The sequence below is a fragment of the Fictibacillus nanhaiensis genome (assembly GCF_042686385.1).
In the GTDB taxonomy this organism is placed as follows: domain Bacteria; phylum Bacillota; class Bacilli; order Bacillales; family Fictibacillaceae; genus Fictibacillus; species Fictibacillus nanhaiensis.
This window is the reverse complement of record NZ_JBHUPF010000006.1, coordinates 326,414-340,278: the sequence shown is the minus strand read 5'-3', so window position 1 is coordinate 340,278 and position 13,865 is coordinate 326,414. Positions and strand designations below refer to the sequence as shown.

Sequence of the window (13,865 nt, the reverse complement as noted above, 5' to 3'; positions counted from 1 at the left end):
AAGTTTGCTGGTAAAAACTATTGCAAAAACCTATTTCGAAGGTCAGGTGTTGGAATCATACAACTCTCTTTTTGCCCAAACCATTTATACCGATTACTCGCGACCTTTTTATAGGTAGCATTGCGAATCGGGCGAGGTACCACTTTCATGTAACTTCCTAGGTTGTATGGGAATTTTAGAAACTCTGCAACTTTTGCTACGGCATCTGATTCTGTATATACCACTCCGTCACTAATTAAAATAACGGAGTTTGTTTGTTCGGGGTCTATGCTGTACTGTGATAACAATTTTTGCCCGGCTTCTGATTGAATAGCTGAGAACTTTAAATCGGAATTTTTTTCGTGTTTCAGGATAAATTGAATGCTTCCATTACAAAGATTACATACTCCATCAAAAAGAAGCACTGCAGGAGTTATTTCTTCATTATTTTTCACTCTCAGACCTCCTCTAACATCCGCTTTCCTCTAGTTTACTATTAATTTTCATGAAAACGCATCTTTCTGCCTTTTAAACCGTAGTATAATCATAGGACAACTTCAGAAAGGTGATACATCATGAAAAATAAAGAAATCAAACAGCAAGCTCGTCTTCAGCTCAAAGGACAATGGGGCACTGCGGCGTTATTCACGTTGTTGTTCTCGAGCATCTATTACCTCATCCCACTCATTATTGAAGTGAATTTGAGTGGTGGTTGGAGCGCTTGGTTGAACAAGCCTAGCGACGAAATGGACGGACCGGCAGCCAGCACGTTCATCATTACACTCGTTTTATTACCATTATATATTGGATATTTGTGGACTTTTTTATCTGTGATCCGTACAGGTGAAAAAATTAACGTTTCAAGCCTATTTCAAGCGTTTTCTGAGATCAGCACGTATGTAAAAATACTCGGCGCCTACTTAGTGATGATGGTGTACTTGATTCTGTGGTCTCTTCTTCTATTGATCCCTGGAATCATCAAAGCGTTCAGTTATTCGCAAACGTACTTTGTTCTAAAAGATCATCCTGGTATTGGCATCAACGCTGCGATCAAGAAAAGCCGACAGCTGATGGACGGATATAAGTGGAAGTTTTTCGTTCTACAACTAAGCTTTCTAGGCTGGGGCATTCTCTGTGTTTTATCTCTCGGAATCGGATTCTTCTGGCTCGCTCCCTACATGAGTACTTCGTATGCTGCGTTTTACAACGATCGTGTAAAAAATTACAAGAGAGATTAAGGTACACGTGGCATGGAGATTAATTTCTCTACTTTGTAAAAATTAACCCCAAAAAGTTTCCCCCTTAACTGTCCATCTTAAATGGACAGTTAAGGGGGTTTTGTATTTGTTTGGGGTCAGACCCCATTTCCTAAAATATTTCCCAACACCGGGACATATCTATCAATATAGGACAGTCAGACAAGACATCTAAGGGGTGGCATGATGGATCAACTTACTTTAATCGTCGTCGGGATTATTGGGTTTCTCGTATTTATAGGGATTGTAGGTCATACACAGACCGCTTATCACTTTCGCAAATGGAACAAAGAGCTTCAAGGGGTCGAAACCAATAAAGAGCAGCAGCCGTATTCGCATTGGCTGCAACGTGTTACAGCCGATTACAAACAGTTTCATCTAGCAGGAGTTCCACAGCTCAACACACAAGCACTAATCGAAAAACACCTATACAACGAACGCATTCCACTTCTGGGTGTCTTGCGAGTGCCGGTCGGAAACATTCAGAAGCTACTCAACCAGCTTCCGTCCTTCACGATCATTTTCGGCGTGCTTGGAACGTTTGTCGGACTTACGCTCTCTCTTTTATCGATGCAAGATACGCTCATGACGCTCGGAACACAGCCTGCTGACTCAAACCTTACGCTAAATTCGATCATCTCCTCCCTCACCGCACCATTTGAAGGGATGAGTGTCGCTTTTTATACGAGTATTGCCGGAATCGGTGCCGCACTTCTGCTCAATTCCATTCAGTCAGGCTTCTTCTCGCAAGGAACATCACTTTCTTACATGCAGAACAAACTTTTAGCCGATTGTGAAGTGTACCTGGATCACAACATCAACAGCGACCTGATCAACGACAAGCCACAAGATTCGGTCGAACGCCTTCTTGATCGCCTTGCCTCACGCGTCGAGTCGTCATTTGATAAAACACTCGGTGAGTTCGCATCACAGATGGTCAATTTTACAGCAGGTCTTCAAAAAGCGATGGAAGACGTGAATGGCATATTTGAAGCACAGCGCGAGCACGCTGAACGGTTCGCGGCATCTGCTACACAGCTCGATCAGTTCGGACAGCGGTTCAACGAGACGACAAAAGAACTCGGAACCATTCAAAAAACGGTCGACACGAGTATTAACGCACTCGCTAAGAACATCTCTTCTTTCGAGCAGCAGCTAAAAACAAGCAATGACCGGCACACTCAAGGTCAGCAAAAGTTTGAACAGCTCATTCAACGTTCTGATAAAATGCTGCAAGAAGCTCAGCGTCGGTCTGAAGAGCATGCGCAATCAATGTTGCGCGGCATGCAGGAACAGCTTCAGCACTACCAAAATCAGCATGATGCACTCGAGAACCGTCTCGCACAAAAGCAAGACGAATGGCATTACCGCTATGCCGAAAAACAAGGAGAATACGGCCGTGCGGCAGCTGACTTTGCTTCAAGCGTCGGTCAGCTCGAAAAAGGATTCTACGCTGCGGTGGAGCATATCAAGCGTGATTTTACCGATGGAGTTAGAAACATCATGGACAGTCAGAGCAGACAGCTCGCTTCTGCCTTAAACAACTCACAAAATCAAAACAGCCGCGATGATGATATGCGCGAGCTCGCTCGAACGCTCGAAAACCTGCACCACGGCTTGACGCGAAGCATCACCGACAACAATCGTACGCTCTCTGACATGTATCACCTCATGCAGCGCATCTACCAAGCTGCGATGAACCAATCATCCAACCAAGTGATCTATGAAACCCGCAGTCCTCGCGCACCCGAATACGTAGAAGATGAACGCATGCCAGAAGTCTCGCCGCAACATTTTAGGAGACGGTGATCGGTATGAAAGCGCGTAAATCCTACTACAACGACGATAACCAAGAAACGCAAGAAATCTTCTGGCCAAGTTTTACCGATATGATGAGCATGATGGTGCTCGTTATGATTTTTATCGCGATCCTTGCTTATGTGCAGAGCATCTATAACGCGTATGATCAAGCTCAGATCAAGCGTGAGCTCGGACAGGTGGCTGAAGTGAAGAAGCACATCTCTGATCTCATTCAAAAACAGCTGGAAGAAAACGTGGGAAAAGACAAGATCATCCGTGGACCGAACAACACGATTTCTGTAGAAGGAAACATTCTTTTTGATACGGGAAGTGCCGATATTTCAGAAAAAGGAAAGCAAGTGCTCGACCCGCTCGCTGACGCACTCGCCGCGATCATCGAAGAAAAAGATATGAGTCAATATCTGTACATCATTCTGATTGAAGGCCATACCGATTCTGTTCCATACGACAACTGGTCGCTCTCCACTCAGCGTGCGGTTGCAGTCGTCGATTATCTTGGAAAAGCGAACCCAAAACTCGCAAAAAAAGAGTACGCTCAATACCTTGCCGCAACCGGATACAGCGAATATAAGCCGATCGCAAAAGGAAACTCTGCTGACGCCTTACAAAAAAATCGCCGCATCTCGTTTCAGATCATTTTGGACGACGACAAGTGGCAGAGCAAGCTGAAAGAAATTGTAGAACAATAACATCACTTAAAAGCACAAAAAAACGAGCGGAACACTTCGCTCGTTTTTGTTTGCTATTAAGCTTCTTTTTTACGTAACTGACGCTTGAAATACAGAAAGACCGGAAATGGAATGAGTATAAACCCAGAACTTTTGAAAATATTATTTATCTCATTCCTTCTCTCCTGCAACTTTTCGTTTTCAATCATCATCTCGTAGTCTTTCCGCATCTCTTCATCCGTTTTCTTATTAGGCAACGGTTTTCCGTTTTCATCAAATACAGTCTCCGCTAAACCCAGTTTGTATTCTGCAAAACTAGCTTGATACGTATCCGGGCTCACGATATCAGCCACGCTCATAAATATGCTAATACTTCCTCCTATCGTTAGCGAAAGCGTCGTAAACAACACCAAATATATATACAAATGTCTAAACATCTTCTCTTCCCCCTTCTCATCGTAAGCTGTTTTTGACTTCACAGCTGCAATCGCCACTCCGACAAATAACAATAATACGACCACGGCAAAATACACCAAGTAATCCAGATCAAAATAAAACATATCTTCACCTAGCTTTCTATTAAAAATTGCTATATTAACAGAGCTACTCTTCTATAGTTCTTCTATTATTTGCTATTACTATATAATTCTCCTTTAACCTCCTATAAGAACCTATAATAAAAATGGAAATATTTTTATAAAACGTAAAACTATTTATCTTTCCTTTACGAATATATGAGCAAGACAACCTTTTTAGTCTGGAAGTGAAGACAAAATCATGATGAAGCAGAAAAGATGGATCAGCTCTGTTCAAAAAAGAGGCGATCAACATGCAGCGAACGAGCTGATCTCTCATTACTATCAATCGATTTATGCCTATGTTTATAAACAAACACTGAACAAAGAACTATCACTCGATCTGACACAAGACATTTTTATTAGCATGCTTCAATCGATCCAGCAGTTTGATGAGAAAAAAGCATCCTTCAAAACGTGGCTGTACCGAATCGCGACCTACAAACTCGTAGATTATTTCAGATCTAAAAACTATACATATGATCGTTCCACAGACTCGATGGAAGGTGTAGACATAGCCACACCTTCAGATTTCACGCTCGAATTGGAATGGAGGGAAGATATAGAAAAGGTGGCACAGCTTATAAACCAGTTCTCTATTATTGATCAGCAGGTACTAAGGCTTAAATTGTTCGGCGAGCAAACGTTTATCGAAATCGCCAGTTCTCTAGATATGCCTGAGTCATCTATTAAAACAAAGTATTATGCTGCAATAAAGAAAATAAAACATCGAATGGAGGCTGAATAAATGGAGAAGGAAAAGTTTCACATCGAGTATCCAACGGATTCCGAAAGAGGTAAACAGATTTCGTATATCGTATCTGTCGGTCTAACAAAACCCAAATCGTTTCTATCTTATCTTCATGAAATGTATCAGCAGCTTGGCTTCCGCTATTTATTTCGAGATGCCACTGAAATTCTGTTCACGATCGGTTTGGCGCTAGCTGTAATGCTCTACGGCATATTTTCTCTAAAATCATCCATAGACACGCAAGCTTTGTATTCTTTTATCTTTACGTTGTCTCCTATTTGTTTCTTTGCGCTATCCTCTCTATTTTTAGTGCGCGCTTTAACGAAAGACACCTTTTCAGTAGAGATGACCTGTAAGTACCATGTGTTCCAGCTAGCCGCTTTTCGTATGTTGATTTTCAGTCTGCTTACGATGGTTATGAATATCGTATTGATCATCGTACTATCGTTCCTGTTTCAATCGATTCACATTCTAGATGCACTGCTGTTATCATGCAGCTCGTTAAGCATATTTTCGGTTCTTTACCTGTACGCTTTACGCCATGCAAAAGGGCTGTACGCCACTTATGTCATGATGACAAGCTGGCTGATCGTGAATGTTCTGCCGGCGTTCTTAAGTCAAAACATGTACAGTATGTTTTTAAGTCATGTACCGGCATATGTGTACGGAATCGTACTCATCATCAGCATCGTGCTCTATGTAAAAACGTTAAAAAAACTAATCGCATTTCGAGGTGCAGAAGGAGTTCAATAAATGTTAATTGTTGAAGACGTTACAAAAAATTTCGGGCAGTTCAATGCACTGAAAAATATAAACCTTGAGTTTCATAACGGTGTGTATGGATTATTGGCGCCGAACGGAGCGGGCAAGACAACACTGATCAAAATGCTCACGACACTGTTGTTCCCAACGAGTGGAAGCATTCGTTATGACGGAGAAGATATTATTAAGATGGATGAAAGATACCGCGAGATGATTGGTTACCTTCCCCAGGAGTTTGGCTATTACAAAAATTATTCGCCTACCTCTTACCTCCTTTACCTTGCAGCGTTAAAAGGAATACACCGAAAAACGGCGATAGCTCGCGTTGAAGAACTGCTTAAAACCGTAGCACTGGATCATGTGGCCAACAAAAAGATGAAGAAGTTTTCCGGAGGGATGATTCAGCGTGTCGGAATCGCTCAGGCCATGTTGAATGATCCGAAAATTCTTATTCTAGATGAGCCTACAGCTGGCTTAGATCCAAAAGAACGAGTTCGCTTTCGTAATCTGCTTACGAATCTCGCTCGAGATCGCATTGTCATTTTATCCACGCATATCGTATCAGATGTAGAATCGATCGCAAACGAGATCATCATGATTAAAAATCAAGAAGTGTTATACAAAGATACCGTTTCTAACATTTGCGGTAACATTCAAGGCCTCGTTTACGAGACTAAAGTTGCTTATGATGAAACGGAGCGGTTTCGTTCTACTTACCTTACATTGTCTGAAAAACAAGAAAACGGAAGCATGTACATGCGTTTTTTAACAGAAGATACAGCTAAAGCAGAATGGAAACCGGTTCATCCAAACTTAGAAGATGTCTTTTTGTATATCTATCAAGATGGAGTACTATCTGATGATCAAACAGCTTGAATTTAAAAAAATTATCTCGTCCCCTATTATTCTAGGATTGTTTGTACTGTTTCTTCTGTTCAACTGTTTTCTCATCTATCAGCAATCAACTCTGCGTCATGATATGAGGTCACTTCAGCCAATCGTACATGAAACGGGAACGTTAATGAATGAAGAGGGACGTCAAAAGCTGCAAACCTCTTATGAGCAAGATTTAAATACTTGGAATAAGCTCTCACAGAGCAAAACTGGAGACACCTATCAAACCGCAGTGGAATTTTATAAGCCCGAACTCTACTATAGTTTGATTGAATCAAACATTTATTCAAAAGAAGAGCTGCAAGACATCAACAAACTCGCGATAAAAGAAACGTATGTGAACTCCATACAAGAGATTGAGACAAAATATAATGAACTAAATGTAATGGAAAATGCAGAAGAAGGTATTAGGCTTTTCGGATTGAAAGGTGCAGCTGCTGAAAAAGTTCGTGAGCAATACACGGTATTAAAACCACGTGTAGAAGAGCTTATCCAAAACAAAGAACATCTTCACCTTTTCTTTCATGGAAAGATGTTTGGTACACATTCTTTTCTTTTTAAAACGTTATTTGGGTTTATGCTTTTTCAAGCGATGATCTTAATCGTTCTCTTCACTGCATTTATCGTGAACTATGAATTTGAACATAAAACATCCTTAGTCGCTTATGCAACAAAACGCGGCAGAAGATTAATGTGGGATAAACTTCTTGTGTCCATCTTCACATCAACACTTGTAACTGTCGTTCTACTCGCTATAACACTATTCGTTTATTTTATGGTGTTTGACTATTCTAGTCTTTGGAATGTTCCCATTAGTTCTGGGTTCTTAATAGAATTAAACAAAATACCTTTTATAAGCTGGTGGAACGTCACGTTTATCCAATATCTATTGATGTCATGTGGTTTAGTTGTAATCTGCCAAATCCTATTTGTTTTGATTACGTTTTGCCTCTCCATGCTGATACGGAACAGCTACATCGTTTTCACGCTTTTTGGTGTTATCTTTTTGGCAGGTCTTTATGTTCCGAGCATCATTCCCAAGGACAGCACAATGCTTCTATACGCGCACTTCTCTCCTTTTATTCTTGTAATGAACGTGAAGAAATGGTGGATGGAAAGCGGCGTTTTTACGACGTTCAAATTTTACGAAGTCATTACCGTCACAGGATGGTTAATCGCTTTACTGCTCACAGCATGGCTGTTGATCAAACGTTTTGCCAGAGAAAATATATAGATAGGACGCGAACTTATGAGAATCTTATTTAATGAGATAAGAAAGCTGTTTTCGGTAAAAATCATCTGTCTGCTGCTTTTAGTCAGCTTCATCGTATATCAACAGTTTATCATGTTTGAATTTAAGTATTTTCCTAACGGCAGACCACTATTAGATGATTTCCGAGCTACGCAAAAGATGCTAGTTGATTATGGTAAATCTATGGATAATGAGGAATTTGAAGATTTTAAAGAGATTAAGGAACAACGAATAGCAGAAGCAACAGAGTATCTTAAGTCACAGAAAGAAATGGTCGCGGCAGACATTGATACGTATGAGGAATTTAGCAACATGGATCTGGAAAACGAAAAACTAGCTGCCCTGCACAGCAAAATCTTTTTTGAAGACTCTGTAGATATTTTTTGGGAGATTCAGGCACGTGATGGGATCATTGATAGATATGAGCATCCTGAACGTTTTATTGAGCATGAACTAACTCCAAAACAAGATGCACGCATGGATGAATTGGTTGAAAATGGATCAACAAAGGCGATATTTACGGATATGGTATTTGATAATTACAATGCTTTAATAAAATTTGTAGCCATTCTCATCTTCTTAAACATCATGATTATCCTAATGCCACTATACATTCGCGACAAGCGAAATCACGTACAGCTTCTGCAGTATACATCAAAAACGGGACGCAAACTTTTTTCTCAAAAGCTCGTTACAGGAATATCTGCCGCAATGATCGTTATTACTACTCAGCTCGCTTTTTTCTTTTTCATGTATAAAGGCAATGACACGAGTATGTTCTATCCACTGCCGATCAACTCTATTTTTAATTTCTTTGTTTCATGGTATGATCTAACCTTTTTTCAATATATTGTTCTTACTGTTATATGTGTCTACCTGTTAGGAATCGCATTGGTATTGGTAGGAGCTTGGATATCAAGCATCGCTCCCAATTATATGACAAGTGTAGGTCTGCACGTTCCGCTAGCCTTCTTGCTGTTTGGTTCAGGTACTACATATCTTGTTCAGAACCTTACTATAATTTATTCAAATCCTTACCTCGCACCTATTTCTTTCGTTATCATTTTAGTTCTTAGTTCACTATTGTTTATGTGGCGTTATCGAAGTGAAAAAGTGAAGAATATTTAAGGAGGAGCAGCATCGGCTAGTTTATGCAGATGCTGCTTTAATACACGTTATTCCATTACCGTACTCAATCTCTTATTCTGCCTATTCAAAAACAGCCATACTCCACCAAATGCTATAAATAATGCAGCAAACAGAATCGGAATTTGATAGAAACTCCAGATGCTCGGTCCATAGTTGGTATACTGAAGATGTTTTTCAACCGTTTTTTCATAAGAAGTTCTGTATTCGTACTGAACGACCCAGTTGTCATTCGCCATGATTACCGTTCCCATGTCATAGTCACTCGGTACAATTTGATCCTTATCCTCTATTACTTTATTGTTGCCAATAACGATGCTCGCATTTGCATAGTCGATTGGATAATGAGTGTCAGGTCCTTCCTTTACAGCTTGGTTATCTTTGTCTTGCAACCAATCTTCTACATCCTTAGCAGAGAACACGGCAACTAAATTCAACTTATCATCATACTTGTTGAAGACATCTAGCAAATCGTATCTTTCTTTGTCTCCTACTTCATTTGATGTATCTAGTACATCAAACACATCGTTCATGATGATTTCCTTTTCCTCTTCCACTACTTGAAGCTGATCTAGTTCTTCTTTATAAGCATTTGCTTTTGAATAGGATGTGATGAAGAAGATCGCGCTTAGAACGAGAAAGAGAACTGAGAGCGTTAGGATATAGTTCGTAAACTTTTTCTGAACCGTAAAGAATTCAGAAAGTCCTTTAACCATTTGATTTCTTCCGCCAAAATTATTAATCGCCATACGAATCGCTTCTTCTTCCGTTTTTCCTTCTGCTTTCAATTCTTCAACGGCTTCAATGAGGTGAGATCGCATCTCTCTTTTTAGCTCTTCCACTTCGTTTCTTGAACCTACAACATCTTTATAGATGGATTGAATGTATTTATCGATCTGCTTCAACCTATTTTCCTCCTTCAATGAACTGATCAATGATTCGTTTTACAAACTGCCATTCTTTTCGCTTTTGCTCAAATCCATCCTTACCTTGCTCTGTCAATCTATAATACTTCCGTCTTCCTCCTGGACCGTGCTCATCTCCCCAATAGGATTCAATCCATTTGTTCTTTTCTAAACGCTTTAATGATAAATAAAGTGTTCCTTCTTTTAGTTCAAACTGATCTTCGCTTTTTTCGCGAACGAGCTTTGCCAGCTCATAACCGTACATATCTCTTTTAACCATTAACGATAAAATCAACGTGTCAATGTGGCCTTTCAGAACTTCTTTGTTAACTTCCATTAATAACCACCTCCAAATTCAATATAAAATATAATACCTAATAATGCAAGGTATTATTAAAAAAATATATTAGAACTCTTTTCCCCATGAAAAAAGCACCGGCCACTTAGCCGACACTTCCTACACTACTTCTTTATTTTTTCTTAACAGGCACCCAAATCTCACTTCTAAATGTAGGTGACGTCGTATCTTTATCCGCGTTCCAAAGAATCTCTGGTCCTTCTGTTTGTTCATACGACGATGATGGAAACCATTCTGAATAGATGCGTCCCCACACGTTCTGCAGGGTTTCTGGAAACGGACCGACCGCTTCAAATACTGCCCAAGTGGATGCTTCCACTTTTAGTTCTGACAGATTCTCGGGACAAACACATGTTGTAGCTGCCCCAATATAATGATCAAGCTCACTGTTTTCAGTAGTTCTCTCGGAAAAGTTCGTTGAAGCGCTAATTATGCCACTCGGCTCTATATTTGATAAGCTCTTTAGCTCACTAATCATCTCTGGTGTGAGGCTTTGCCACATCCCGGCGATTTCCGGATTTACTCCTTCAAAAACGAGTGGAACACGTTTTTTAAGACCCACAATAGAAAAGGCTTCTTTTTCAACGATACGATAGTTCATCTCACTTCCTCCTTTTACTGATAATTGAAAGGACATGCGCGGAAAAGCTTTGAGTGAATGACCACTTTTACGAGCTTCTGAAGGTGTTATACCATGCATCTGCTGAAAGGCTTTTGTAAAAGAATCTGGTGAAGAGTAGCCATATTTCACTGCCACATCAATTACTTTTATGTCGCTGTTCTGCAATTCAAAAGCTGCAAGAGTTAGCCTTCTGCGGCGAACGTATTCTGAAAGTGGAACTCCTGCCAAAAAGGAAAACATGCGTTTAAAATGATACTCTGAACAATACGCTCGTTTCGCTACTTCCGCAAAGTCGATCTCATATTGAAGATGATCCTCCATATATTGCAACGCGTCGTTCATACTCTTAAGCGAATCCATTACTAACGCCTCCTTTCAAAATAAGAATAACAAGGGGAAGAAGATGACATCCGACAATCTCTGTATATAGTTTAACGGATTTGACGTTTTTATCGCACAAAAAAACAACCGCTGCTACGGGCAACGGCTGTTCCAAATTACTATTTAAAAAGGGGGGGTAGTACTACTATTCCCAGCTCACATTTTTTTATTCATCATTTTGCAAGTTTCATAGATTTTTTTTGCACAACTTCTGTTTTTCCATAATAACTGTGTAAAAACATGCCGAGCATGATGATGAGAACACCCATCATAGAAAGGAACGTTGGACTTGCGATCGATAACAACCACATCTCTCCTGCCAACACAAAAATAATTTCAGCCGATTGCGTCGCTTCTACACCTGCCAGTTTTACAGGATTGTTCGCACAAAGATCCGTCGCTTGGAAAAAGAGCACGGTTGCGATAACACCTGATGATATGGCTACTAAAAACGTCTGCCATAACTGATCGTTCGTTGGAGGTCCGCTCTCTACCCATCCGATTCCGGCGAGGACAATCCACCATGGAAGTGATGCGATGGTCATGCCGAATGCTCGCTGAAAAGCATCGAGGCGTTTATTTGTTACAACCATCATTTTTCGGTTGCCCAGTGGATAAGCGATCGCCGCAATCAGAACAGGCAGCACAACGTTCAACCAAGCGGAGCCGTTCACACCGCTCGCTTCTTGCACTTGAACGAGTGCGACACCTCCTAGTATGATCAGCGAAAAACCTAATCCTTTAAAAGGTATCTTCTGACGTGTTGCTCCTTTGCTTTTGTCTCCTTCATAGAAGAAGGGCACGAGAAGAGAACCTGCAACGATCGTAATCTGCCAAGTCGCCGCGACTAACCAAGCCTCTCCAAAACCTGCTGCATATGTAATCGGTGCATAAAAGAGTACGAATCCTACCGAACTCCATAAAAACCACGTGCCAAATCGTTTCTTAAGTTCTTGAAAAACGGGACGCACGTTGCCACGCATCCAAACGATGATCCACAATAACGGAACCATGTAAAAAAAGCGAAGGGCTGCACTCCAATGCCAGCTTCCACCTGATAAGTCCATGGAACGATTCAATATAAATGTGACGCCAAAGAAAAAGGCTGCCGCAATGCCAAGCCATATCGGTCTCATGTTAAGTCCTCCGTTTCCCCTTAGAAAGTATGCATCTGTCTTGTCCAACATGCTTATCTTTTTTTATTATCTTACCATACGGTTGTATGAAATTGGGAGGACTCTCCATAAAAGCGAGGGCAAAAAAAAGACGCGTGAAGAGCGGTTGTACAAACGTTGTTTTTCATACGATGTTGCTCTTGATTTTTGCTCACATGCGCTCGCTTTCTGTAGAGTGTGTGGAGCATTTGATTCTTGGTTGTGAAGCTTTGTCATAGTTCTAAGACACGTGTTTAATCATTTTACGTTTATACTAGTAATGCTACTAACAGGATTCATTAGGCAAAACGCTTTGTATGGAGAACAAGTAAGTTTACTTTATCCTTTTCTTCATTCTGCTTCCTATGTACATAACGAAGATCTTTATTTGTGGTTCCTGTCTCTTAAATCATTATTGTCAGCAGCATATTTTGATGTTGCATGAAAGGAGTTTCATTTTGAATATGAAAGATGTTACTTTACTTGATTTTGCTTACCTTAACACCTTTACAAAACGAACAGAATTTTCGTGGGGGTCCATTTTTTGCAATCCAAGTCAGCCTACTTATTTTGATGCAAATCATGCTCATATAAGTGATACTATTGATAACCCTCAGTCAGTCATTGATGATGTGGTGAAATTCTATAAAACAAGAAACATCATACCTAGATTTTATATATATAACCTAGAAAATCAAAAAGACTTAATACAACAATTAACAATTAATCATTTCAAGTTTGAAGAATTAGTCAATCCAGTTCAATTGTGGGATCAAAGAGTTCAACAAACAGAACAGCACAAAAAGATTTCTATTGAGTTAGTTACAAAAGATAATTATAGCGAAGCCTTAAACATAGAATGCAGCATTAAAGAATTCGGAGGCAGATCCGTTAGGGAAAAGGCATTTGAAATTGAGTTTAACCATCCTAGTTTTGAACATTATATACTCCGCTATGATGGAATAGCGTGTGCTACAGCTTGTATATTTATTACAGAAAACCAAGCAAGAATGGAGAGCGTTGCAACACTTGAAGAATTTAGAGGCAGAGGTTTGATCGGTAAATTAATTCGGTATATTCAAGCTGAGTTTACAAAAAAAGGATTAGAAAACCTTTGGGTGTTCCCTATTAACGAGACCATTGAGAACGTGTACAAAAAATACGGCTTTAAGACCATTAGCAAACAGAGGATGGGGCATGCTTTTTTAGGCGGTAGAAGCATTACGGAAATTCAGGGTTCTTAGTGGTATGAAATAAAACATAAACAATACATGGAGATAGGGATATTCGCTCATGTGGTGCACTTCATAAGGGTGCATAACACGAGCGAAATTTCCATAA

15 protein-coding genes are annotated in these 13,865 nt (G+C 40.1%); 9 read left to right on the top strand and 6 right to left on the bottom strand.

The genetic code is table 11. From position 1 onward, the window contains the following. Positions 1-17: 17 nt before the first annotated feature. A complete protein-coding gene (locus ACFS5O_RS05445; protein WP_318300105.1) occupies positions 18-434 on the bottom strand; it encodes a thiol-disulfide oxidoreductase DCC family protein in 417 nt (138 codons plus the stop codon). A 120-nt stretch (positions 435-554) separates the two neighbouring features. On the opposite strand from ACFS5O_RS05445, the gene ACFS5O_RS05440 reads away from it, so the two are divergent. From ACFS5O_RS05440 to ACFS5O_RS05430, 3 genes are all read left to right on the top strand, one after another. Next, positions 555-1,217, top strand: a complete 663-nt coding sequence (locus ACFS5O_RS05440; protein WP_205724999.1) for a DUF975 family protein — start codon at positions 555-557, stop codon at positions 1,215-1,217. A gap of 201 nt (positions 1,218-1,418) precedes the next feature. Further along, positions 1,419-3,044 carry a hypothetical protein gene (locus tag ACFS5O_RS05435; RefSeq protein WP_379838778.1) on the top strand — a complete coding sequence of 542 codons (1,626 nt, stop codon included), beginning with the start codon at positions 1,419-1,421 and terminating at the stop codon, positions 3,042-3,044. A 5-nt stretch (positions 3,045-3,049) separates the two neighbouring features. Then, positions 3,050-3,745: an OmpA/MotB family protein gene (locus tag ACFS5O_RS05430; protein WP_205724997.1), complete on the top strand. Its 696-nt coding sequence runs from the start codon at positions 3,050-3,052 to the stop codon at positions 3,743-3,745. 56 nt (positions 3,746-3,801) lie between these two features. Here the strand turns inward: ACFS5O_RS05430 and ACFS5O_RS05425 are convergent, their stop codons facing one another. Then, the gene (locus ACFS5O_RS05425; RefSeq protein WP_205724996.1) at positions 3,802-4,284 is read right to left on the bottom strand and encodes a hypothetical protein; all 483 of its coding nucleotides are present in this window, start codon (positions 4,282-4,284) and stop codon (positions 3,802-3,804) included. 217 nt (positions 4,285-4,501) lie between these two features. On the opposite strand from ACFS5O_RS05425, the gene ACFS5O_RS05420 reads away from it, so the two are divergent. From ACFS5O_RS05420 to ACFS5O_RS05400, 5 genes are read left to right on the top strand one after another with little or no spacing between them, the layout of a single operon-like run. Next, positions 4,502-5,047 (top strand): RNA polymerase sigma factor, encoded by a 546-nt coding sequence (locus tag ACFS5O_RS05420; protein ID WP_205724995.1) that lies wholly within the window; start codon positions 4,502-4,504, stop codon positions 5,045-5,047. Beyond that, positions 5,048-5,803: a hypothetical protein gene (locus ACFS5O_RS05415; protein ID WP_205724994.1), complete on the top strand. Its 756-nt coding sequence runs from the start codon at positions 5,048-5,050 to the stop codon at positions 5,801-5,803. Continuing rightward, positions 5,804-6,688, top strand: a complete 885-nt coding sequence (locus ACFS5O_RS05410) for an ABC transporter ATP-binding protein (protein WP_205724993.1) — start codon at positions 5,804-5,806, stop codon at positions 6,686-6,688. After that, positions 6,672-7,940 carry a hypothetical protein gene (locus tag ACFS5O_RS05405; RefSeq protein WP_205724992.1) on the top strand — a complete coding sequence of 423 codons (1,269 nt, stop codon included), beginning with the start codon at positions 6,672-6,674 and terminating at the stop codon, positions 7,938-7,940. The genes ACFS5O_RS05410 and ACFS5O_RS05405 overlap by 17 nt, the downstream gene beginning before the upstream one ends. Before the next feature lie 15 nt (positions 7,941-7,955). Beyond that, positions 7,956-9,086 carry a hypothetical protein gene (locus ACFS5O_RS05400; RefSeq protein ID WP_205724991.1) on the top strand — a complete coding sequence of 377 codons (1,131 nt, stop codon included), beginning with the start codon at positions 7,956-7,958 and terminating at the stop codon, positions 9,084-9,086. Positions 9,087-9,133: 47 nt separating this feature from the next. Here the strand turns inward: ACFS5O_RS05400 and ACFS5O_RS05395 are convergent, their stop codons facing one another. The 4 genes from ACFS5O_RS05395 to ACFS5O_RS05380 form a co-directional block, all read right to left on the bottom strand. Next, a complete protein-coding gene (locus ACFS5O_RS05395) occupies positions 9,134-10,009 on the bottom strand; it encodes a permease prefix domain 1-containing protein (protein WP_205724990.1) in 876 nt (291 codons plus the stop codon). A 1-nt stretch (position 10,010) separates the two neighbouring features. Beyond that, positions 10,011-10,346 (bottom strand): PadR family transcriptional regulator, encoded by a 336-nt coding sequence (locus tag ACFS5O_RS05390; RefSeq protein WP_205724989.1) that lies wholly within the window; start codon positions 10,344-10,346, stop codon positions 10,011-10,013. Between the two features lie 133 nt (positions 10,347-10,479). Further along, complete coding sequence (locus ACFS5O_RS05385; protein WP_205724988.1) at positions 10,480-11,349, bottom strand: AraC family transcriptional regulator; 870 nt, start codon at positions 11,347-11,349, stop codon at positions 10,480-10,482. A 194-nt stretch (positions 11,350-11,543) separates the two neighbouring features. Continuing rightward, the gene (locus tag ACFS5O_RS05380) at positions 11,544-12,506 is read right to left on the bottom strand and encodes a DMT family transporter (protein ID WP_205724987.1); all 963 of its coding nucleotides are present in this window, start codon (positions 12,504-12,506) and stop codon (positions 11,544-11,546) included. A 473-nt stretch (positions 12,507-12,979) separates the two neighbouring features. Between ACFS5O_RS05380 and ACFS5O_RS05375 the strand changes: the two genes are divergently transcribed. Beyond that, entirely contained in the window at positions 12,980-13,768 is a 789-nt protein-coding gene (locus tag ACFS5O_RS05375) for a GNAT family N-acetyltransferase (protein WP_205725472.1), read from the top strand. Positions 13,769-13,865: the final 97 nt, after the last annotated feature.

What these genes read in the sequence shown, in the direction of transcription:
- ACFS5O_RS05440 (WP_205724999.1), top strand. Translation starts at nt 555, where the DNA reads ATGAAAAATAAAGAAATCAAACAGCAAGCTCGTCTTCAGCTCAAAGGA.
- ACFS5O_RS05435 (WP_379838778.1), top strand. Translation starts at nt 1,419, where the DNA reads ATGATGGATCAACTTACTTTAATCGTCGTCGGGATTATTGGGTTTCTC.
- ACFS5O_RS05430 (WP_205724997.1), top strand. Translation starts at nt 3,050, where the DNA reads ATGAAAGCGCGTAAATCCTACTACAACGACGATAACCAAGAAACGCAA.
- ACFS5O_RS05425 (WP_205724996.1), bottom strand. Translation starts at nt 4,284, where the DNA reads ATGTTTTATTTTGATCTGGATTACTTGGTGTATTTTGCCGTGGTCGTA.
- ACFS5O_RS05420 (WP_205724995.1), top strand. Translation starts at nt 4,502, where the DNA reads ATGATGAAGCAGAAAAGATGGATCAGCTCTGTTCAAAAAAGAGGCGAT.
- ACFS5O_RS05415 (WP_205724994.1), top strand. Translation starts at nt 5,048, where the DNA reads ATGGAGAAGGAAAAGTTTCACATCGAGTATCCAACGGATTCCGAAAGA.
- ACFS5O_RS05410 (WP_205724993.1), top strand. Translation starts at nt 5,804, where the DNA reads ATGTTAATTGTTGAAGACGTTACAAAAAATTTCGGGCAGTTCAATGCA.
- ACFS5O_RS05405 (WP_205724992.1), top strand. Translation starts at nt 6,672, where the DNA reads ATGATCAAACAGCTTGAATTTAAAAAAATTATCTCGTCCCCTATTATT.
- ACFS5O_RS05400 (WP_205724991.1), top strand. Translation starts at nt 7,956, where the DNA reads ATGAGAATCTTATTTAATGAGATAAGAAAGCTGTTTTCGGTAAAAATC.
- ACFS5O_RS05390 (WP_205724989.1), bottom strand. Translation starts at nt 10,346, where the DNA reads ATGGAAGTTAACAAAGAAGTTCTGAAAGGCCACATTGACACGTTGATT.
- ACFS5O_RS05385 (WP_205724988.1), bottom strand. Translation starts at nt 11,349, where the DNA reads ATGGATTCGCTTAAGAGTATGAACGACGCGTTGCAATATATGGAGGAT.
- ACFS5O_RS05380 (WP_205724987.1), bottom strand. Translation starts at nt 12,506, where the DNA reads ATGAGACCGATATGGCTTGGCATTGCGGCAGCCTTTTTCTTTGGCGTC.